Origin of the sequence: Aeromicrobium sp. CTD01-1L150 (genome assembly GCF_041951745.1) — a bacterium.
Lineage (GTDB): Bacteria > Actinomycetota > Actinomycetes > Propionibacteriales > Nocardioidaceae > Aeromicrobium.
The window spans coordinates 2,589,338-2,609,047 of the sequence record NZ_CP169555.1; the positions used below are offsets into that span (position 1 = coordinate 2,589,338).

Sequence of the window (19,710 nt, forward strand, 5' to 3'; positions counted from 1 at the left end):
CCACCCGGTCGAGAGGTGCTCCGCGCACAGACCCACCGCCGAAGGTGCAAGAGTAGGTGCCCGATGAGCACTCCCGACCACCTCACGCCCCCACCCGAACCCGGCATCCCCGACCTGCCCGCCCACTGGAGCGCACGGATGCCCGAGTACGGCGACGTCGAGGCACTCGTACGCCTGCGCCACCTCGATGAGCTCCAGGGCACCGGCGGGGCCCACGTGAACGTCGCCGGGATCGAGAACGAGATCGTCGGCCAGGCCTCCTGGACCCGACGCCAGCTCGTCGCGGTCGGCACGGACGACGTGCCACGGGCCTGGATCACCGTGCACGACCGCGCTGCCGGGCGCGCACTGGTCTGGGGCTACTTCGACCGCGACGTCGCCGAGGTGGACGAGATCGCCCGCATCCTCTACGCGTGGGCCGAGCAGGCGGCCGTGGTGATGGCACGTCTCCGCGCGGTCACCGAGACCCGGCTCGACGAGAGCCCGTTCGGCGGCGACGAACGTCAGGCCTCCTGGCTGCGTGAGGCCGGGTACAGCAAGCGCCGCACCTGGCTCCACATGGAACGCCCCGTCCGAGACGAGGATGCCGACCTGAAGCCGCGCGAGGGGGTGTACGTCCGCACCGTCGAGCAGCACGAGAACGGCCAGCCCGTCGCAGCAGAGCTGCAGACCGTGCACCAGATGCTGGAGACGTCCTTCGAGGACCACTTCAACAACTACCGCGAGTCGTTCCCGGAGTTCGTGCAGCGGATGCGCGAGGACCCGGGACACCGGTGGGACCAGTGGTGGCTCGCGTACGTCACCGATGAGTCCGGCGAGTGGGTCCCCGCCGGAGCAGTCGTCTGCTCCGTGCTGCCGGGCCAGGGCGACGGCCCCGAAGGGACGTACGTGGAGTACATCGGCGTCAACCGCCACGCCCGGGGACGCGGCGTCGCCAAGTCCCTGCTCGCCGCGGTGATCGCTGACGCCGCAGAGCGCGACCGCGACCGCGTGGGTCTGGAGGTCGACGCCGACTCCCCCACCGGCGCAGACCAGCTCTACCGCTCGCTGGGGTGGGAGACCGACTACGTGACCGACTCGTGGTTCAAGGACCTCGTCCTCGACGAGCCGTGATCCCAGGGGCGCTGTCCACCGACGACGGAGCCGGACAGACTCGTGACACTCTTGGCGGGTGATCACTGCGTACGACGTCGCGAGTGCCCTCACGCCGAGCTTCCTGGACGTGGTCCACCGGGGTGAGGGACGCCCTGTCGTGGGGCTGGACATCGCCGACTCCCGCGAGGGCACGACACCGGAGCCCGGTGACCTGGTGCTGGCGGTGGGTTTCGACGACGTGGACGACCTGCTGCAGCTCATCGACGACACCCCGGGCGTGGCTGGGGTGGTGGTGCCTCACGCGTGGTCGACGTCGCGGACGCTGCGCGCCCGCTGCCAGAACGCCGACCTTGCGCTGCTGGCTCTGGCCGAGGGGACCACGTGGTCGATCGTGGTGGGTCTGTTGCGGACGGTCATCGACGCCGGGGCCTCCGGCGGGCAGGCCGCGGCCGGACCGGACCAGGTCTACGGAGGACTGTTCGCCATGGCGGACACCGTCGGCGCGATCCTCGACGCCCCGGTCACGATCGAGGACGCCACCTCACGGGTGGTGGCGTACTCAAGTGGTCAGGACGACGTGGACGCAGCGCGGATGGCGACGATCTTCGGCCGGCAGGTGCCGCGTCGGGTGCGGGAGCACTACCGCTCCTCCGGTGTCTTTCGACGCATGGCCCATTGCGACGAGCCGTTCCACGTCCCCGCGCACGACAGCGACGGCCGCGGTCGGTACGTCGTCCCCGTGCATGCCGGCGGCGAGTGGCTCGGCTCGGTGTGGGCGGTCATCGACACCGAGGTGCCGCCCCACCGTGCGCACGACCTGGGTGCCGCCACCGAGCTCATCGCCCTCCACCTGCTGCGCCTGAGAGCACACGGAGAGCTGGCGCACCAGGCCCGGCTCGATCGCGTGCGCAGCGCTCTGCTGGGCACCGCCAGCACGGCACCCCTGCCACCGGACGAGGGTCCGTGGCGGGTCGTCGTGCTCGACGGACCGGAGCCGGACCTGCAGGCCGACGCGCGACGCGAGCTGTGGCTCGCCATCGCCCGGCGAGCCGGCTGGCGCCAGCCCCTGATCGCCGACCTCGACGACCGCGTCCACGCCATCGTGCGCGCCACGGGCACCGCTCCGGGCAGCTGGCAGTGGCTGCACGAGCTGGTCCGGAGCGACGGCGGAGCCCACGCGACGCTGACCGCGGTGGCGGGCGGCCCCGCCCAGGGTCTGCCAGGGCTCGCGGAGTCACGCCGCCAGGCGGAGGAGCTCGATCGCATCGGCGCCGCATCGGGTGGCCACGACGCACTCACCGTGGAGGACGCGTGGCCCGCGGTGACCGTGGCCCGAGCCGTCGAGGGTCTCGCACCGCACTCCCCCGTCTCTCCGCTGCACGGCTTCGTCGCGCACGGCCACGATCCGGACGGAACCGTGGTGGCCACCCTGGAGGCGGTCCTCGACCGTTGGGGAGAGCCCGGACGCGCCGCACGACAGCTCGGGGTGCACCCCAACACGGTTCGATACCGCCTGGCCCGGCTGGCCAAGGTGCTCCCGCTGGACCTCGAGGACCCGGCGCAGCGGCTGGCGCTGCGCCTGGAGATCGCCCGGGTCCGGTCTGCGGCGGGCCCCGCTCCAAGCGAGTGACCCGGCGTCGCGCACCCGATCAGCACGCACCCGGTCAGCGCAGGGGGTCGACGCCGCGCAGCGCAGGCTGGTCGCGGTGGGTGACGATCCGATCGGCCAGCAGCCGTCCGGTGGCGGGCCCGAGGGTGATGCCCCACATGCCGTGGCCTCCGGCCACGAAGACGCGCGGGTCGGTGGTTCCGCCCACCAGCGGCAACCCGTCAGCGGTGCACGGCCGCGCTCCCACCCACTCGTCCTGACGATCGTCGAGGTCGACACCGTCCAGCATGGGACCCACCGCATCGACGATCGCCGTGATGCGGCGCGGGTCCAGTGGCGCATCGACGTCGCGGAACTCCATCATTCCCGCGATCCTCAGGCGCTCACCCAGGGGCGTGCAGGCCACACGCTGCTGGGGGAAGTAGAGCGGCCCCTGCGGCAGGTGGTCGACGCCGACGGTGAAGGAGTATCCCCGTCCGGCCTGGACGATCTGCCGCACCCCGAACCGTCGCGCGTGACGGTCCAGCCACGAACCGGTGGCCAGCACCGCCGCGTCGTACCGTTCACCGCCCACCGCCACTGCCTGGGAGGTCGGGGTGATGTCGTGCCCCTCCTGATGCTCCAGGACCCGACCGCCGCGCTCCCTGACCGACGCTGCGAGCGCGGCGACGTAGTCGCCCGGGTTGATGAACCGTTGGTCACGGATCCGGATGGCCATGGCGATCTCACGCGAGAGCGCGGGCTCGTCCCGTCGCGCGGTCGCGCCGTCGACGACGTCGAACGCGACCTCCTGCCCGGACGCCCGGATGTGCTCGAACTCCTGCAGCAACGCCTGGCTGTCCTCCTCCGCGCGGAACGCCGCGGTGAACGGCTGGGCCTCACGCGTGGTCGCGGCGACGCCGCCGGCCTGCTGCTGGTCGAAGGCACTCAGGGCTTCGTTGTTGAGCGGCACCATCACCTTCATCGCGCGTTCCCACTGCTTCTGCGTGCAGTTGCGGGCGAACCGCACCAAGAAACGCAGCAGACGTGGGTTGGCCGTCAGCGGCACGTACACCGGGGACGACGGACTCACCACCGCACGCACCCCGTACTTGAGCACCGAGGGCTCGGCGAGCGGCACGGCGAGAGTCGGGGTCAGCCAGCCCGCGTTGCCCCAGCTGGAGCCCGCCGCCACCGTCCCTCGGTCGATGACCGTGACCTCCACACCATGCTCCTGCAGGGACCACGCCGTGGACAGTCCGACCATCCCGGCACCGAGGACGGCCACGCGACGGACAGGAGTGACGTGATCTGCGGCCATAGCTCATGGTGCCCCGACGTTCGGCTGCTTGTCGTTGAACAACCACGACAAGACCAATAGCTGCGCCTTGTGCTGCGACGACAACCGCTGTTCGAGAATACCCGAGGGCGCAGTGGCGCGTGGCAAGCCTTCGGCTCGCGCGAAAAGGCTGGAGTAGCAGCTGCAGCTGCCGCGGAGACCAAAACAGTCCCTTGGCGGCACCCGCACCGCCAAGGAGCTGCCCCGAGGTGGGGCGAAGCTCGCCACCCTGCTGCCATCTCTCGGCGCGGGATGCCGACGACGCCCGGCCTCCCGAAAGACCACTGGCAAGAACCCCACCGCGAGCTCCGCCCCATCCGACACATCACCCGAGAGCTCCAACACCGACGCGACCGCCAGTACACCGTCATGCGTACCTGAGCGACGACCCCACATGGCAGACGAAGCCACGACCAGACGCCCCACCAGCCCGGGCGTCATAGGCTGGGCGGTACGTCGGCCTGCCACTCAGGCGCCGCGGAGAAGGGAGAACCATGAGCGAGAGTGACGACACCTCCAAGTCCCGCTACGAGGAGTTCACCGTCTCGGGCAACGAGCTGCTCGGGAAGGTCCGCAGCCTGATCCGTGAGGGCAACGTGCGCAGGATCTTCATCAAGAACGGCGACGGCAACGTCCTGCTGGAGATCCCTCTCACCGCAGGCGTGGCGGTCACCGCCGTCGCGGCGGCACTCTCGCCCGTCCTGGTGGCGGTCGGAGCGATCGCGGCGCTGGTGACCCAGGTGACCATCGGCGTGGAACGTCGCGACGAGGATGATCAAGCGGCCGCAGACGGTGACACCTGACGTTCAGTCGTGACGCCGCCCCTCATGCGGCGCCCCGGCCCAGCGGCACAGCCGGCCAGTCCGGCCGCGAGGACGGGACGCCGTGCGCCCACCGGGGAGACCTGCGAGCGCCCGTCCGCTTGCGCCGCTTCGGCGCCGACGTAGCGTCAAGGGCGACACCCCACCACCTTCAGGAGGACCTATGCCTACACGCTCCGCACGCACCGCCTGGGACGGCGGGTTCGAGGACGGTTCTGGTCAGGTCGAGCTCTCCAGCTCCGGCCTCGGCACGTTCGAGATGTCCTTTCCCAAGCGTTCCTCCGACGACGGCGGAGGAGCCACCAACCCCGAGGAGCTGCTCGGTGCAGCCCACTCCTCCTGCTACACGATGCAGCTGACCGCGCTGCTCGGTCAGAAGGGTGGCACCGTGCACTCCATCGAGACCAAGGCCGACGTCTCCCTCGGCGAGGACCCCGCAGGCGGCTTCAGGATCCACACCATCGCCCTCACCGTCCGCGGCGAGGTCGAGGGCGTCGACGAGGCGGCGTTCCTCGAGGCGGCCAACGACGCCAAGGCCCAGTGCCCGCTGAGCAAGGCTCTCGCCGGCGTCGACAGCATCACGCTGGACGCCACCCTCGAGTCGGCCTGAGACCCGGGCTGGTGGCGTCACGGCGCGGCCGGCGTCACCAGCCCTCGGGGACGCCTGGCACACGGGCGGCCGGATGACCGTCTCGGGCGTCCGTCGAGCTCAGCCCGCGTGGCGGCCGCGACGTCGTCGAACATCTCGGGGACATAGCCGCCGCCGGCTTCGTCACCCGGCGCAAACCTCACTGCCATCCACGTTCGGCTCCTCCCCCAGCACCGCTTCCGGATCGACGAGGCGGATCGGGTGGCCATCGAGCCGGAGCCGGCGCAGGCCCTCCTGGAGCACCTGCTCAAGGTAGTCGGGAACAGGGGTCATCACGCCTGATGCTGGCACGAGTGCGGCGCTCATGGTGAGAGAGGCTGCGCCGCATGCCACGATGGGCCTCGTGCGTCAGTCCCTCGCCCCGTACCGACTCGCCGCACAGCGCCTGGCCGGCCGTGCGCTGGCCACACCGGAGGCAGTGGTCGCCCACCTCGGTGCCGTCCAGGCCCAGGAGCACCTCATGGCCCCATGGGCCGTGGGCCGCCGATGTGGAGCCACGCTCAAGGACGTGACCGCCTCCTTCAACCGACGTGACTTCGTCCGTACCCACGTCCTGCGGACCACCTGGCACTACGTGCTCATGGACGACCTGCCCGACCTGCTGGCCGTCACGGGACACCGGGTGCGCCGGCTCGTGGAGCAGCACTGTCGCGGGATCGGGCTCGACGCCGCCGCGCTCCGGGACGGGGCGGACGCCGTGGCGCAGATCGTCCGCTCCCACGGCCCCGTCACCCGACCGGTGCTGGGCGAGCACCTGGCGGCCGGCGGACTCTCCCACACCGGTCGGGCGCTCACCCACGTCGTCATGTACGCCGAGCTCGACGGCACCATCGCGAGCGGACCGATCCAGGGCAAGCAGCACACCTACCAAGCCGTCGAGCTGGCACCGACCACCCGCGACGAGGACGAGCTGCTGGCGTGGCTCGCCGGCACGTACGGCCGCGGCCACGGACCGTTCACACCCCAGGACCTCGCGTGGTGGAGCAGCCTCACCCTCACGCAGGCGCGTCGCGCCGTCGAGCTCGCCGACCTCGAGGAGATCCAGGTCGACGGCCAGGTCCTGCACGCACCACCGGGTCTGGAGCCGCTCGAGGTTCCTCACGTCCTGCTGCTGGCCAACTTCGACGAGCTCATCTCCCACGCCCGGGACGCCGAGATACGCGCGGAGGTGGGCCCGGACTACGACGACATCATGATGTCCACCGGACTGCTGTTCGTCGACGGTCGGCTCTCCGGCCGCTGGCGGCGCCGCACAGCGGCCGAGCACGTCGACATCGAGGTGCATCCCAGCGGGCGTCTGGAGGCTGCGGCGCGATCCGCACTGGAGGCCGAGGCGGACGCGTTCGGGACTTTCCTCGGCCTGCAGCCCCGCCTCGACATCACCGTCTGACGCGCCCGCACGACCGTTCAGCGACAGGCCGAAGCCGGACCCCTGGCTGCATCATCGGCGCGATAGGCTGGTAGCGCACCGCGTCCCGGGTGCGTAGGCAAAACTACGGAAGAGGCGATTCAGGCCGTGGCCGAGTCCTCACAGTCATCTCCCGACTTCGGCACCAACCAGTGGTTGGTCGAGGAGATGTTCGACCGGTACAAGTCCGACCCAGCGTCCGTCGACGCGTCGTGGAAGACGTTCTTCGAGCAGGGCGATGGCGCTGTCCTGGGCGGCAGCTCGTCCAACGGAGCCGCCCCGGCAACCACGGCGTCCCCGCCCACGAAGGGGTCGTCAACCACGACCGAGCAGTCGGCCACCAGTCAGCAGCCCAAGAACCAGACCCCCCAGGCCGCTTCCGCCAAGACTGACCAGCCCTCGACGGACAAGCCGGCCGCCAAGCAGGCCGAGCCCGCCAAGAGCGACAAGCCCGAGCCCGCCAAGCCCGCGACCTCCGGCGAGACCGGACCCGGCGAGGTGGAGCGCATCTCCCTCAAGGGAGCACCCGCGCGCACTGCGGCCAACATGGACGACAGCCTCGAGGTGCCCACCGCCACGAGCGTGCGTTCGGTGCCGGTCAAGCTGCTCTTCGACAACCGCGTCGTCATCAACAACCATCTCGCCCGCGCGCGAGGCGGCAAGGTCTCCTTCACCCACATCATCGGCTACGCCGTCGTCAAGGCGCTCGGCGCCATGCCGGAGATGAACACCGGCTACGACGTCGACGAGTCGGGCAAGCCGGTCCAGCTCAAGCCCGAGCACGTCAACTTCGGCCTCGCGATCGACCTGCAGAAGCCCAACGGCACCCGCCAGCTGCTGGTGCCCTCCATCAAGGCCGCCGAGACCCTCGGCTTCGCCGAGTTCTGGCAGGCCTACGAGGCCATGGTCAAGAAGGCTCGCGACGGCAAGCTCGCCGTCTCCGACTTCCTCGGGACCACCGCCAGCCTCACCAATCCCGGCGGTATCGGCACCAACCACTCCGTGCCGCGGCTCATGAAGGGCCAGGGCGTCATCATCGGCGTCGGCTCCATGGACTACCCGCCGGAGTTCCAGGGCGCATCGGAGCACACCATCTCCCAGATGGCGATCTCCAAGATGATGACGCTCACCTCCACCTACGACCATCGCGTCATCCAGGGTGCGCAGTCCGGTGAGTTCCTGGGGCGCATCCACCAGCTGCTCCTCGGCGCGGACGGCTTCTACGACGAGATCTTCCACGCCCTGCGCATTCCGTACGAGCCCATCCGCTGGGCCCAGGACATCGCCGTCAACCGTGACGACGAGGTGCACCGCCAGGCTCGCGTGCTGGAGCTCATCCACGCCTACCGTGTGCGCGGTCACCTCATGGCCGACACCAACCCGCTGGAGTACCGCCAACGCAGCCACCCCGACCTCGACGTGGCCCAGCACGGGCTGACCCTGTGGGACCTCGACCGCGAGTTCGCCACCGGCTCCTTCGCCAGCGGCTCCGGCAAGCGGTTCATGAAGCTGCGCGAGATCCTCGGCGTCCTGCGCGACTCCTACTGCCGCACCATCGGCCTGGAGTACATGCACATCCAGGATCCCGACGAGCGCCAGTGGCTGCAGGACCGCATCGAGATCGGACACACCAAGCCCCCTCGCGAGGAGCAGCTACGCATCCTGCTCAAGCTGAACCAGGCCGAGGCGTTCGAGACGTTCCTGCAGACCAAGTTCGTCGGGCAGAAGCGGTTCAGCCTCGAGGGTGGCGAGACCACGGTCCCGCTGCTCGATGAGATCTGCGAGGAGGCCGCCAGCGACGGCCTCGACGAGGTCTGCATCGGCATGGCCCACCGCGGTCGACTCAACGTGCTGGTCAACATCGCCGGCAAGAGCCCCGGTGCGGTCTTCCGTGAGTTCGAGGGCAACATCGACCCGCGCACCGTCCAGGGTTCCGGCGACGTCAAGTACCACCTGGGGGCCGAGGGTGAGTTCACCTCCGAGCAGGGTGACTCCATCAAGGTCTCCGTGGCGGCCAACCCGTCCCACCTGGAGGTCGTCGACCCTGTCCTGGAGGGCATCACCCGCGCCAAGCAGGATCGTCTCAACCAAGGTGAGGCATTCCCCGTCCTGCCGGTCCTGGTGCACGGCGACGCGGCGTTCGCGGGGCAGGGGGTCGTGGCCGAGACCCTCAACCTCAGCCAGCTGCGCGGCTACCGCACCGGCGGCACGATCCACGTCATCGTCAACAACCAGGTGGGCTTCACCACCAGCCCGTCGTCGTCGCGGTCCTCCACGTACTGCACCGACGTCGCCCGGATGATCCAGGCACCGATCTTCCACGTCAACGGCGACGACCCCGAGGCATGCATCCGGGTGGCCGAGCTGGCCTACTCCTACCGCAAGACGTTCAAGAAGGACGTCGTCATCGACCTCGTCTGCTACCGCCGCCGCGGCCACAACGAGGGCGACGATCCCAGCTTCACGCAGCCTCTGATGGTCGACACCATCAATGCCAAGAAGTCGGTGCGCAAGCTGTACACCGAGGCGCTCGTCGGTCGTGGCGACATCACCATCGAGGAGGCCGAGGAGGCGCTGGCGGACTACCAGGCCCAGCTCGAGCGCAACTTCGCCGACGTCAAGCAGGCCGCCGCCGACGACGCCTACACGCGCACCCCGGACTACCCGGAGAAGCCCGACGAGCCGGAGGCAGGGCTCAACACTGCTGTCTCCCCCGAGACGCTCAAGGCCGTGGCCGACGCCTACACCGCGGTGCCCGAAGGCTTCACGGTCCACCCCAAGGTGCTGCCGCAGCTGCAGCGTCGTGCCTCGTCCATCTCCACCGGGCCGATCGACTGGGGCACCGGCGAGATCATCGCCATGGGCTCCCTGCTGCTGGAGGGCCGCCCGGTCCGTATGGCCGGCCAGGACTCGCGACGCGGCACCTTCTCCTCGCGGTTCGCCACCATCATCGATCGTGAGAACGGCAGCGAGTGGACCCCGCTGGCGCACGTCGGCGAGGACCAGGCGACGTTCTACATCTATGACTCCCTGCTGAGCGAGTACGCGGCACTCGGGTTCGAGTACGGCTACTCGGTCGCTCGCCCGGAGGCGCTGACCCTGTGGGAGGCGCAGTTCGGTGACTTCATCAACGGCGCGCAGTCCATCGTCGATGAGTACCTGTCCGCCGGTGAGACCAAGTGGGGTCAGAAGTCCGGTGTCGTGCTGCTGCTGCCGCACGGCTACGAGGGCCAGGGCCCGGACCACTCCTCAGGTCGGATCGAGCGCTTCCTGCAGCTCGCGGCCCACGACGAGATGACCATCGTCCAGCCGTCCACGCCGGCGTCGTACTTCCACCTGCTGCGCAAGCAGACGTTGGAGGCCGAGCATCGTCCGCTCATCGTCTTCACACCCAAGTCGATGCTGCGCAGCAAGGCGGCGGCCTCACAGCCGGAGGACTTCACCTCCGGGTCCTGGCAGCCGGTCATCGGTGACCACACGGTGGAGCCGGGGAACATCGACCGGGTCTTCCTGTGCTCGGGCAAGATCGCCTGGGAGCTGTTCGCCGAGCGGGCCAAGCGTGAGGGCGACGCCCCACGGACGGCGATCGTGCGCGTCGAGCAGCTGTACCCACGTCCGGTGGAGCAGCTCCAGGACGAGCTGGCCCGCTACTCCGGTCTGCAGGAGGTGCGCTGGGTCCAGGACGAGCCGGCCAACCAGGGACCGTGGCCGCACGTCGCCCTGCACTACCCGCGCGAGCTCGGCGACCGCACCATCACACCGATCTCCCGCCCGGAGTCGTCCACGACGGCCGTCGGTTCCAAGTCGCGCCACGACGAGGAGCACAAGGTCCTCATGGACCAGGCGTTCGCCTGAGGCCCTGGGACAGGTTCGGGTGTACTTCACCGATCGCGGCATCGAGGAGCTGCAGGCACGACGTGGCGAGGAGGAGGTCTCCTTCGCCTGGCTCGGCGAGCGCATGATCGAGTTCGTCGACCTCAACCCCGAGTTCGAGGTCCCCGTCGAGCGCCTCGCTACCTGGCTCGCCCGCCTGGAGGATGACGACGACTGAGCGAGCTCTGCTGGGGGCACCTCCCTGCACGGAGCGCAGCGAAGTGCTTGGGGGCGCGAACGTCGTCGTCAGGTCGAGTCAGCGCGCGAAGCGCCCGCCCTACCGAGACCACCGGGATGAACGGGCTCGCCTGACCAGCACGGTTCCTAGAGGGTCAGGACGATCTTGCCGAAGACGTCCCCTGCGGCGACGGCGCCGAGGCCATCGGCAGCCTGGTCCATCGGCAGCTCGCGGTCGATGAGCGGACGGGTGCCGGTGACGTCGAGGAACTCCACGAGGCGACGCAGCTCCTCACGCGTACCCATCGTGGAGCCGTGCACGCGCATCTGCTGGAAGAAGATGCGCGTCAGCTCGGCGGCCGGGGGGGCATCGCCCGAGGTCGCCCCGGCGATGACGATCGTGCCCCCGGGCCGCATGGACTTGATTGAGTGTGACCACGTGGCGGCACCGACCGTCTCGATGACGGCATCGACCTTCTGCGGCAGCCGCTCCCCCGCGTCCACGGCTTCGTGGGCGCCCAGCTCGACGGCGCGCTGACGCTTGGCCTCATCACGGCTCGTGGCGAACACCCGGAACCCGGCAGCCCGCGCCAGCGTGATCGCGGCCGTGGCCACGCCGCCACCGGCACCCTGCACCAGCACGGCGTCGCCCTGCTTGAGGTCGGACTGGGTGAACAGCATCCGGTAGGCGGTCAGCCAGGCCGTCGGCAGGCAGGCCGCCTCGACGTAGGACAGGCCCTGCGGCTTGGGCACGACGTTGCGACGCGGCACCGCCACCTTCTCGGCGAACGTGCCCGGGTGCTTCTCCGACAGCAGCGACCGTCGCGGGTCGAGCGTCTCGTCTCCCGCCCAGTCCGCCGAGCTGATGACTGCGTGCACGACGACCTCGTGGCCGTCCTCGTCCAGTCCGGCAGCATCACAACCGAGGATCATCGGCAGCGACTCCGCCCGCAGCCCGACACCGCGCAGGCTCCAGACGTCGTGGTGGTTGATCGAGGCGGCCTTGACGGTCACCGTGGTCCAGCCCTCGGGCACCTGCGGCGCGGGCTGCTCGCCCACGACGAGGCCCTTCAGCGGGTCCTCGGGATTGATCTCACCGGCATAGACAGCGAACATCGAGACTCTCTCTCCTGCGTCAGGGGTCAGTAGGGGCGGCGCGCCAAGCCCTCACGTCGTGCGGTGTCGGTGACCGCCCGGGCGACGGCGGTGGCCACCCGCGGGTCGAACGGTGAGGGGATGACGTAGTTCTCGCTCAGGTCGTCTCCCACGAGATCGGCGATGGCCGTGGCGGCCGCGATCTTCATGCTCTCGGAGATCGCGGTGGCCCGCACGTCCAGCGCTCCGCGGAAGATGCCCGGGAAGACCAGCACGTTGTTGATCTGGTTGGGAAAGTCCGAACGTCCCGTGGCGACGACCCGGGCGTGCCGCTGCGCGACGTCCGGGTGCACCTCGGGGTCGGGGTTGGCCATGGCGAACACGATGGCATCCGGCGCCATCTGGGCCACGGCCTGCTCGGGCACCGAACCGCCGGAGACCCCGATGAAGACGTCCGCCTCGACGAGAGCGTCCTCGATCGTGCCCGCCTGGGCCCACGGGGCGCAGGAGTCCGCCAGCATCTCCTTGACCCCGTTCATGCCGTCACGTCCGGGCACCAGCACACCCGTGCGGTCGACGACACTGATCTTGCGCACGCCGGCGGAGCGCAGGATGGCGCAGATGGCCACGCCGGCAGCCCCGGCGCCGGAGATGACGACCTTGAGGTCCTGCAGGTCACGGTCGGTGAGCCGCGCGGCGTTGATGAGCGCGGCGAGGGTCACGACGGCGGTGCCGTGCTGGTCGTCGTGGAAGACCGGGACGTCGAGACGCTCGATCAGCCGGCGCTCGATCTCGAAGCAGCGCGGGCTGGAGATGTCCTCCAGGTTGATCCCCCCGAACGTCGGGGCGAGCCGGACGATGGTCTCGACGATCTCGTCGACGTCAGTGGTGTCCAGGGCCACGGGAATGGCGTCCACACCGCCGAACTGCTTGAACAGCACGGCCTTGCCCTCCATGACCGGCATGGCGGCCGACGGACCGATGTCCCCGAGCCCGAGGACGGCGGTGCCGTCGGTCACGACAGCGACGGTGTTGGAGACCCACGTGTAGTGGTGGGCCATCTCCGGGTCCGCCGCGATGGCCTCACAGACCCGCGCGACACCGGGGGTGTACGACAACGAGAGGTCGTGGGCATCGCGCAGCGGTACCGTCGCGGCGACCTCCATCTTGCCGCCCTGGTGCAGGGCGAAGACGGGGTCGTCGGGGTCGTGCGCGTCGCTGTCGATGGCAACCATGGGCGTTGAAGAGTCTCTCGGGGCGGTTCCGGTCGGCGCGCGGTCGGATCGGTCAGACCTCGTGGCCCAGCGCGACGATTTCGGGAGGATGTTTCGGGTCGTGCCCACCGGGGAGTCTTTCACACCCCCTGATCGGTGATCAGAGCGCGGGTCACCGGCGGTGAGAGCAGGCAGCCGAGGGCGACGACGGCGCTGGCCGCGAGCGCCGTCGGGATCCACCAGACGTCACCGCGGAAGTTGAACGACAGCAGCAGCTGGATGAGCTGGGAGAAGACCAGCAGGCCCCGCGCCCATGCATGCCCGTTGAGCACGCGGTTGACGCCCACCAGCAGGAGGACGCCGAAGAGCCCGAGGAACAGGGCAGTGCTGATGCCCAGTCCAAGCCGCTCGGAGACGACGGCGCTGGCCTCGAGCACGGCCAGCGCGATCAGCGCCAGCGCCTCGGCGCTGATGATGACGCCGGCCACCAGCAGCACACGCCGGGCGGTCCCAGCCGGCGGCACCGGGTGTGCCGGGTCGTGCTCGTCGGGGGTCGGGGGTTGCTCGTCGTCCACGCCGCTCAGCCTACGGGCCCCTCACCCGCTCACACTCACCCGATCGTCGTGCCCGTGTGACACAACAGACAGCACGATGCAGGGCAAATCCCCTTGTGCACACGGGGGTTTGTTGAAAGCATGAACATCGCGCCTCGGGACGTGCCTATCACAACGGGTCGGCCGAGTCGACAGCACCACATCAAGGGAAGGAGATGTCGTCATGGACTGGCGCCACCACAGCGCGTGTCTCGACGAAGACCCTGAGCTCTTCTTCCCCATCGGCAACACCGGTCCGGCCGTCATGCAGGTCGAAGAGGCCAAGGTCGTGTGTCGCCGTTGTGACGTTCGTGAACAGTGCCTTCAGTGGGCGCTGGAGTCCGGTCAGGACCACGGCGTCTGGGGAGGCATGAGCGAGGACGAACGTCGCGCGCTCAAGCGCCGCAACGCCCGGGCACGCATCCGCACCGCCTGAGCTTGCACGCAGCGATCGAACCCCGTGCCCCACGAGTGGGTACGGGGTTCTTTGGCGCTCTCCCCCGGAGACTCGCGCTCAGACCGCGATCGTGATGGAGACGGTGGTCCCGCCACGGTGACCGCGCTCGAAGGTGAGCGTCCCGCCCAGCTCAGCCTCGACGAGCGTGCTGACGATGGACAGTCCCAGGCTCGCCGAGGCGTCGAAGTCGGCCGGCAGCCCGACCCCGTCGTCACTGACCCGCATGCGGATCCGCCCCCGGATCCGGTTGACCGCGACGGTCACCCGGCCGGTTGCGTCCGTGCCGGACATCTCCGGGTACGCGTGCTCGGCGACGTTCTGCACCAGCTCGGTGAGCGCCATGGCCAACGGTGTGGCCTGCTCCCCTGAGATGCGGCCGAAGGTGCCGATCCGCTCACCCTGGATCCCCGAGCCCCCGACGTCCAGGACGCTGCGCAGCAGACGGTCGGCCACCGTGTCGAACTCCACCTGCTCGTCGAAGGACTGGCTGAGCGTCTCGTGGACCAGTGCGATGGAACCGACCCGCCGGACCGCCTCCTCCAAGGCTTCCCGGGCCTCCGGGAGGTCCAGGCGTCGGCTCTGCAGGCGCAGCAGGGCGGCGACGGTCTGCAGGTTGTTCTTCACCCGATGGTGGATCTCGCGGATCGTGGCCTCCTTGGAGACCAGCTCACGTTCGCGCAGCCGCAGCTCGGTGACGTCACGCAGCAGCACGACCGCACCGTCGGCACGTGTGCCGCGTGCCAGGGGGATCACCCGCAGGAGCACGGCGGCCGAGGAGTTCTCGACCTCCTTCTCCCCCGGCTCTCGTCCGGCGAGCACCACGCGGCTGGCATGGTGGGTGGGACGGCCGTCGAGCCGTGCGGTGAGCTCGGCGAGGTCCGAGCCGACGAGATCGCCGCTGACGCCGAGCCGACGGTAGGCCGACATCGCATTGGGGCTGGCATAACGAGCAAGGCCGTCGGCGTCGATGCGGATGAAGCCGTCGCCGACGCGCAGGGAGTCGGCCAGCTCGCTGCGGGCGCCGAGGGCGGGGAAGCGGCCACTGCCGATCATGGCGACGAGTCGGTCGGCACACTCGCGGTAGGTGGACTCCAGGTCCCCGCGACTGCGCTGGCGCGAGCGGGGGCTGCGCATCGCGAGCGCCGCGACCACCCGCTCACCGCGTCGCACCGGGGCGATGGACACCACGACGTCGGAGCCGGACTCCCGCGAGCCCCCCGGCGTGGCGCCGACGGAGCTCCCGGTCTGCAGCACCCGCTCCAACGCGGGTTCCCCACCGGCCGGGACGAAAGTGCCGACGACGTCCTCCAGCAAGGTCGTCGGTCCGGTCGTGGGCCGGATCTGGGCACTGGCCCACGTGCCCTTGGACTCCGCGTCGTCCAGCCACAGCACGAGGTCGCTGAACGACAGGTCGGCGATGATCTGCCACTCCGAGACCAAGGCGTGCAGCCAGTCCAGGTCAGCCGAGTCCAGCGACGTCTGGAACCGTGCGATGTCATCGAGGCCGGGCACTGCCCCAGACTAGTACCGCAGGGCCCGTGGACGAGGGTCGCTCTGGCACGATGGAGGGTGATGTCCGAGGCGTACTGGCAGTCCGTGATGCACACCGGCAAGGAGGTGCCGCCGGACCGTACGCTCGATGAGTCCACCGTCGAGCTGGTCGAGCTGCTGGGGAGCCCCAACCCACGCTCGCGCGAGGACGTCGCCTACCCGTTGCTCACCACGTGGTTGTCCAAGGGCGTCTACGACGACCTGCTGGCCGGTCTGGGTGACGGAATCGTCCCCGGGCTGCGCTACGGCCTCGGCCACGACGGCGACGTCTCCGTCATCCGACGCTCCTACAGCGCCCTGATGCTGGCCGAGATCCTCGGGCGTGACAACAACGAGCACCTCATGAGTGCCCGGACGGTGCTGGAGTGGGGCGACCTGGCCACCAGCTGGTACATCCGCGAGCAGGACCACCGTGGCTGGATCCCCGAGCAGGGGTGGGCCCATGCCATAGCCCACGGCGCCGACCTGCTCGCAGCGCTGGCCCGCTCCCGGCACTTCGGCCGCCTCGAGCTCACGGTGCTGCTGGACGTCATCGCCGACCGGGTCCTGGCCCCCACCGCCTACGTGTGGCGCCACGGCGAGGACGACCGGCTCGCCTACGCCGTCATGACGCTGCTGCACCGCAACTCCCTCGACCCGGGAATCATCGAGCCGTGGCTGGCCCGACTCGGCGACGGGATCCGACCACCGCGCACCCGCGGACACCTGGAGACGGAGTGGCCGTCCCCGGCCGCCGCCAACACGTCGGCCTTCCTGCGGGCCCTTCACCTGCAGCTCGCCCTGGGAGTGCAGGGGCGCGCCGACCTGCGCAGCGACGCCGAGCTGTTCGCCGAGCAGCCGGTGCACCGCGCGGACCTGCTGCTCGCGGTCCTGGACCAGATCCGGGCCGAGAGCCCGTGGCTCTACCGACCCACGAGCCGGGCACTTCCGGTGGAGTCAGGCCCTCGAACCTGACCATGCCGAGGTGACTCCCAGCACAGATACAGTGCGGTCCATGAGTGACGAGAACGGGACCGGAGCCACCGATGAGACCACGCCGGAAGGCGGCCGCAACGCGCCCTCTGCTGATTCAGTGCGCTCCGCGCCCTCTACTGATTCAGTGCGCTCCGCGCCCCCTACTGACTCAGTGCGCTCCGCGCACGGGGGCGTCCACGCCGTCGACGTCGCCAGGGCGCACGGCGTGGAGACGATGTTCACCCTCTCCGGCGCGCACGTCTTCCCGATGTACGACGGAGCCGTCACCGCCGACCCGGCGATGCCGATCATCGACGTGCGGCACGAGCCGACCGCCGTCTTCGCCGCCGAGGCCGTCGGCAAGCTGACTCGCACCCCCGGCCTGGCGGTGCTGACCGCCGGCCCCGGGGTCACTAACGGCGTCAGTCCAGTGGCCCAGGCACACTTCTCCGGTTCCCCCCTGGTGGTCGTCGGCGGCCGCGCCCCAGCAGGCCGCTGGGGCACCGGAAGCCTGCAGGAGCTGGACCACCCGCCGATCCTCCAGACGGTCTCCAAGTCCGCCACCACGGCCCACGGCGTGGACGACATCGCCCCCACGATCGACGAGGCGTTCACCCTGGCCGGCTCCTCGCACCGCGGTCCGACGTTCGTCGACGTGCCGATGGATGAGTTCTTCAACCAGGCCACCGTCAGCACGCCGTCGCAGGGCAACACCGCTGCGCTCCTGGAACCCGACGCCGACGCCCTCAAGACCATCGCCCGGCTGCTGGCCGAGGCCGAGCGGCCCGTCGTCGTGCTGGGCACCGACGTGTGGGCCGACCACGCCGAGGAGGCGGCCCTACGTTTCGTCACCGAGGCCGGCCTGCCGGCCATCGCCAACGGGATGGGCCGCGGGATCGTGCCCGGCGGGCACCCACAGCTGGTCACCAAGGCCCGCTCCAAGGCCCTGGGCCAGGCCGACCTGGTGATCGTCGTCGGTACACCGCTGGACTTCCGTCTCGGGTACGGCGTCTTCGGCGGCAAGGACGGCGCCACCCCCGCCAGGGTCGTCCACGTCGCCGACTCCCCCGGCCAGGTCTCCACCCATGCCGAGCTGGCCGCGTCCGCCGCGGGCGACCTCACCACCTGCTTCGATGCCGTCCTCGCGGCGCTGCAGTCCGCGCCCGGCGCTCGGCCGGACTGGGGCGCCTGGCTCGGTGGCCTGCAGGAGGCTGTCGCTGCCGCGGCCGAGCGCGACGCAGAGCTGCTCGGGGCCGAGGCCGACCCCATCCATCCCGCCCGCATCTACGGCGAGCTGCTGCCACGCCTGGCCGACGACGCCGTCGTCATCGGTGATGGTGGCGACTTCGTCTCCTTCGCGGGCAAGTACGTCGAGCCGCAGCGGCCCGGCGGCTGGCTCGACCCCGGCCCGTACGGCTGTCTCGGCGCCGGGATGGGAGCGGCGATGGCGGCGCGCCTGACCCGACCCTCCAGCCAGGTCGTCCTGCTCTACGGAGACGGGGCGGCCGGGATGTCACTGGTCGACGTCGACACGCTCGTACGGCACGACCTGCCGGTCGTGATGGTCGTGGGCAACAACTCGGCATGGGGCCTGGAGAAGGGCCCCATGCAGCTGCTCTACGGCTACGACGTCGCGGCCGACCTCGCGCCGCGGACCCGCTACGACGAGGTCGTGACGGCACTGGGCGGCGGCGGCGAGATGGTGACGGACCCGCGCGAGATCGGTCCCGCGCTCGAGCGGGCCTTCGCCTCCGGCGTACCGTACCTGGTCAACGTCGTCACCGACGTCGACGCCATGTACCCGCGCAACACCCACGGGATCTGACCAGGCCGCAGGGATCCGGGCGGCCCGACCTCAGGAGGTCGGGCCCACGAGGTAGGGCTCACGAGGTAGGACTGAGCTCGGTGGCTGCCGCTCGCAGGTCGTCCACCTGGAGCTGGGCGCCCTCGAAGGTGTAGTTCGTGCCGGACGTTAGTGGGAAGACGTGGCCCGCCTGTGCGGCCGGCAGTCGCTTGAACGACGCCGTGTCGAGGATGGCCTGGGTCTCGGCGGCGGGCTCACCGTCGATGCCGACGTCGTAGAAGATCACGTCCTGGTCGGCCAGGCTGGCGATGTTCTCCTGCGAGAGCTCGTCGACGTAGCGCTCCGGGTCGTCGGTGTACTCCTCGTTGTAGCCGAACCCGGCGGCCACGATGCGCTGGTAGCTGAGTGCCTTGGACGTGTCGACCCAGATGGCGTTCTCCGAGACGCCGAACGCCGTCGCCTCCAGGTCGCCCAGGTCCTCCCCGAACTCGTCCTTGATCCCGGCCAGCGCATCGTCGAGCTCGGCGTCGGCCTGCTCGAAGTCGGTCGTGCGGCCGACGAGGTCGGCCACCTGCGGGTAGTTCTCCCACACGTCGGTGGGCTCGGCGATGTCGAGCACGACGGTCGGCGCCACCTCGGAGATCTCCTCATAGTCCAGCTCCAGACCGCCGTGGTCCATGCCGATGATGAGGTCGGGGTCGGCCTCGATGAGCCTCTCGATGTCCACGCCCTCGAACGTGCCGACGGTGGGGACGTCGTCGACGGTTGCGTAGACGTCGGGAACCAGCTCCTCGGGGATGAGCTCGCCCTCGAGCGCGGCGACCGGTTCCACACCGACGTCGACGAGCACCGCGCCGGTGCGCCACAACGCGACGACCCGCTCGGGCTCGGTGGGGATCTCCACCTGCTCGCCGGTGAAGGGCGACTCGACCGTCCGGGTCTCGCTGTCCGCGGAGTCCTCGGCGGAGGAGCCGCCACCGCAGGCCGCGGTGAGGCAGAGCACGAGGAGCGCGGCGAGAAGGGTCGGGCGAAGGGTCATGGGTTCTCCACAGGTCGGTGTCGGTCAATGCAATTGGTGAGGCTAACCTAATC

General features: G+C 70.0%; 17 protein-coding genes. 10 read left to right on the forward strand and 7 right to left on the reverse strand.

All coding sequences use genetic code 11. The features are described 5' to 3' along the window. Positions 1-63: 63 nt before the first annotated feature. The gene (locus tag ACEVFP_RS12790) at positions 64-1,113 is read left to right on the forward strand and encodes a GNAT family N-acetyltransferase (protein WP_374999849.1); all 1,050 of its coding nucleotides are present in this window, start codon (positions 64-66) and stop codon (positions 1,111-1,113) included. A gap of 58 nt (positions 1,114-1,171) precedes the next feature. After that, positions 1,172-2,725, forward strand: coding sequence for a PucR family transcriptional regulator (locus ACEVFP_RS12795; RefSeq protein ID WP_374999850.1), 1,554 nt, complete (start codon positions 1,172-1,174; stop codon positions 2,723-2,725). Positions 2,726-2,759: 34 nt separating this feature from the next. On the opposite strand, the gene ACEVFP_RS12800 is transcribed toward ACEVFP_RS12795, so the two are convergent. Next, entirely contained in the window at positions 2,760-3,971 is a 1,212-nt protein-coding gene (locus tag ACEVFP_RS12800; RefSeq protein ID WP_374999851.1) for an NAD(P)/FAD-dependent oxidoreductase, read from the reverse strand. 545 nt (positions 3,972-4,516) lie between these two features. Here ACEVFP_RS12800 and ACEVFP_RS12805 point away from each other — a divergent pair. Together ACEVFP_RS12805 and ACEVFP_RS12810 are read left to right on the forward strand one after the other, a co-directional pair. Beyond that, positions 4,517-4,825 carry a DUF4342 domain-containing protein gene (locus ACEVFP_RS12805; RefSeq protein WP_374999852.1) on the forward strand — a complete coding sequence of 103 codons (309 nt, stop codon included), beginning with the start codon at positions 4,517-4,519 and terminating at the stop codon, positions 4,823-4,825. 181 nt (positions 4,826-5,006) lie between these two features. After that, positions 5,007-5,453, forward strand: a complete 447-nt coding sequence (locus ACEVFP_RS12810) for an OsmC family peroxiredoxin (RefSeq protein WP_374999853.1) — start codon at positions 5,007-5,009, stop codon at positions 5,451-5,453. A 162-nt stretch (positions 5,454-5,615) separates the two neighbouring features. On the opposite strand, the gene ACEVFP_RS12815 is transcribed toward ACEVFP_RS12810, so the two are convergent. Further along, positions 5,616-5,798 carry a hypothetical protein gene (locus tag ACEVFP_RS12815; RefSeq protein ID WP_374999854.1) on the reverse strand — a complete coding sequence of 61 codons (183 nt, stop codon included), beginning with the start codon at positions 5,796-5,798 and terminating at the stop codon, positions 5,616-5,618. A 28-nt stretch (positions 5,799-5,826) separates the two neighbouring features. On the opposite strand from ACEVFP_RS12815, the gene ACEVFP_RS12820 reads away from it, so the two are divergent. The 3 genes from ACEVFP_RS12820 to ACEVFP_RS12830 all read left to right on the forward strand — a co-directional run bounded on the left by ACEVFP_RS12820 (position 5,827) and on the right by ACEVFP_RS12830 (position 10,951). Then, positions 5,827-6,882: a winged helix DNA-binding domain-containing protein gene (locus tag ACEVFP_RS12820; protein WP_374999855.1), complete on the forward strand. Its 1,056-nt coding sequence runs from the start codon at positions 5,827-5,829 to the stop codon at positions 6,880-6,882. 126 nt (positions 6,883-7,008) lie between these two features. Beyond that, the gene (locus ACEVFP_RS12825) at positions 7,009-10,755 is read left to right on the forward strand and encodes a multifunctional oxoglutarate decarboxylase/oxoglutarate dehydrogenase thiamine pyrophosphate-binding subunit/dihydrolipoyllysine-residue succinyltransferase subunit (RefSeq protein ID WP_374999856.1); all 3,747 of its coding nucleotides are present in this window, start codon (positions 7,009-7,011) and stop codon (positions 10,753-10,755) included. A gap of 19 nt (positions 10,756-10,774) precedes the next feature. Continuing rightward, complete coding sequence (locus tag ACEVFP_RS12830) at positions 10,775-10,951, forward strand: DUF6104 family protein (protein WP_374999857.1); 177 nt, start codon at positions 10,775-10,777, stop codon at positions 10,949-10,951. Between the two features lie 146 nt (positions 10,952-11,097). Here ACEVFP_RS12830 and ACEVFP_RS12835 read toward each other — a convergent pair whose 3' ends face one another. The 3 genes from ACEVFP_RS12835 to ACEVFP_RS12845 all read right to left on the reverse strand — a co-directional run bounded on the left by ACEVFP_RS12835 (position 11,098) and on the right by ACEVFP_RS12845 (position 13,834). Further along, positions 11,098-12,066, reverse strand: a complete 969-nt coding sequence (locus ACEVFP_RS12835) for a zinc-binding dehydrogenase (protein ID WP_374999858.1) — start codon at positions 12,064-12,066, stop codon at positions 11,098-11,100. Positions 12,067-12,092: 26 nt separating this feature from the next. Beyond that, complete coding sequence (locus ACEVFP_RS12840) at positions 12,093-13,280, reverse strand: NADP-dependent malic enzyme (protein ID WP_374999859.1); 1,188 nt, start codon at positions 13,278-13,280, stop codon at positions 12,093-12,095. Between the two features lie 119 nt (positions 13,281-13,399). Further along, complete coding sequence (locus ACEVFP_RS12845; RefSeq protein ID WP_374999860.1) at positions 13,400-13,834, reverse strand: hypothetical protein; 435 nt, start codon at positions 13,832-13,834, stop codon at positions 13,400-13,402. 202 nt (positions 13,835-14,036) lie between these two features. On the opposite strand from ACEVFP_RS12845, the gene ACEVFP_RS12850 reads away from it, so the two are divergent. Further along, positions 14,037-14,288 carry a WhiB family transcriptional regulator gene (locus tag ACEVFP_RS12850; RefSeq protein WP_374999861.1) on the forward strand — a complete coding sequence of 84 codons (252 nt, stop codon included), beginning with the start codon at positions 14,037-14,039 and terminating at the stop codon, positions 14,286-14,288. Between the two features lie 78 nt (positions 14,289-14,366). On the opposite strand, the gene ACEVFP_RS12855 is transcribed toward ACEVFP_RS12850, so the two are convergent. After that, positions 14,367-15,821, reverse strand: a complete 1,455-nt coding sequence (locus ACEVFP_RS12855; protein WP_374999862.1) for a sensor histidine kinase — start codon at positions 15,819-15,821, stop codon at positions 14,367-14,369. A 60-nt stretch (positions 15,822-15,881) separates the two neighbouring features. Here ACEVFP_RS12855 and ACEVFP_RS12860 point away from each other — a divergent pair, with 60 nt between their 5' ends. After that, positions 15,882-16,814: a DUF2785 domain-containing protein gene (locus ACEVFP_RS12860; protein WP_374999863.1), complete on the forward strand. Its 933-nt coding sequence runs from the start codon at positions 15,882-15,884 to the stop codon at positions 16,812-16,814. Between the two features lie 40 nt (positions 16,815-16,854). Beyond that, entirely contained in the window at positions 16,855-18,639 is a 1,785-nt protein-coding gene (locus ACEVFP_RS12865) for an acetolactate synthase (RefSeq protein WP_374999864.1), read from the forward strand. Positions 18,640-18,697: 58 nt separating this feature from the next. Here ACEVFP_RS12865 and ACEVFP_RS12870 read toward each other — a convergent pair whose 3' ends face one another. Further along, entirely contained in the window at positions 18,698-19,657 is a 960-nt protein-coding gene (locus ACEVFP_RS12870; RefSeq protein ID WP_374999865.1) for an ABC transporter substrate-binding protein, read from the reverse strand. Positions 19,658-19,710: the final 53 nt, after the last annotated feature.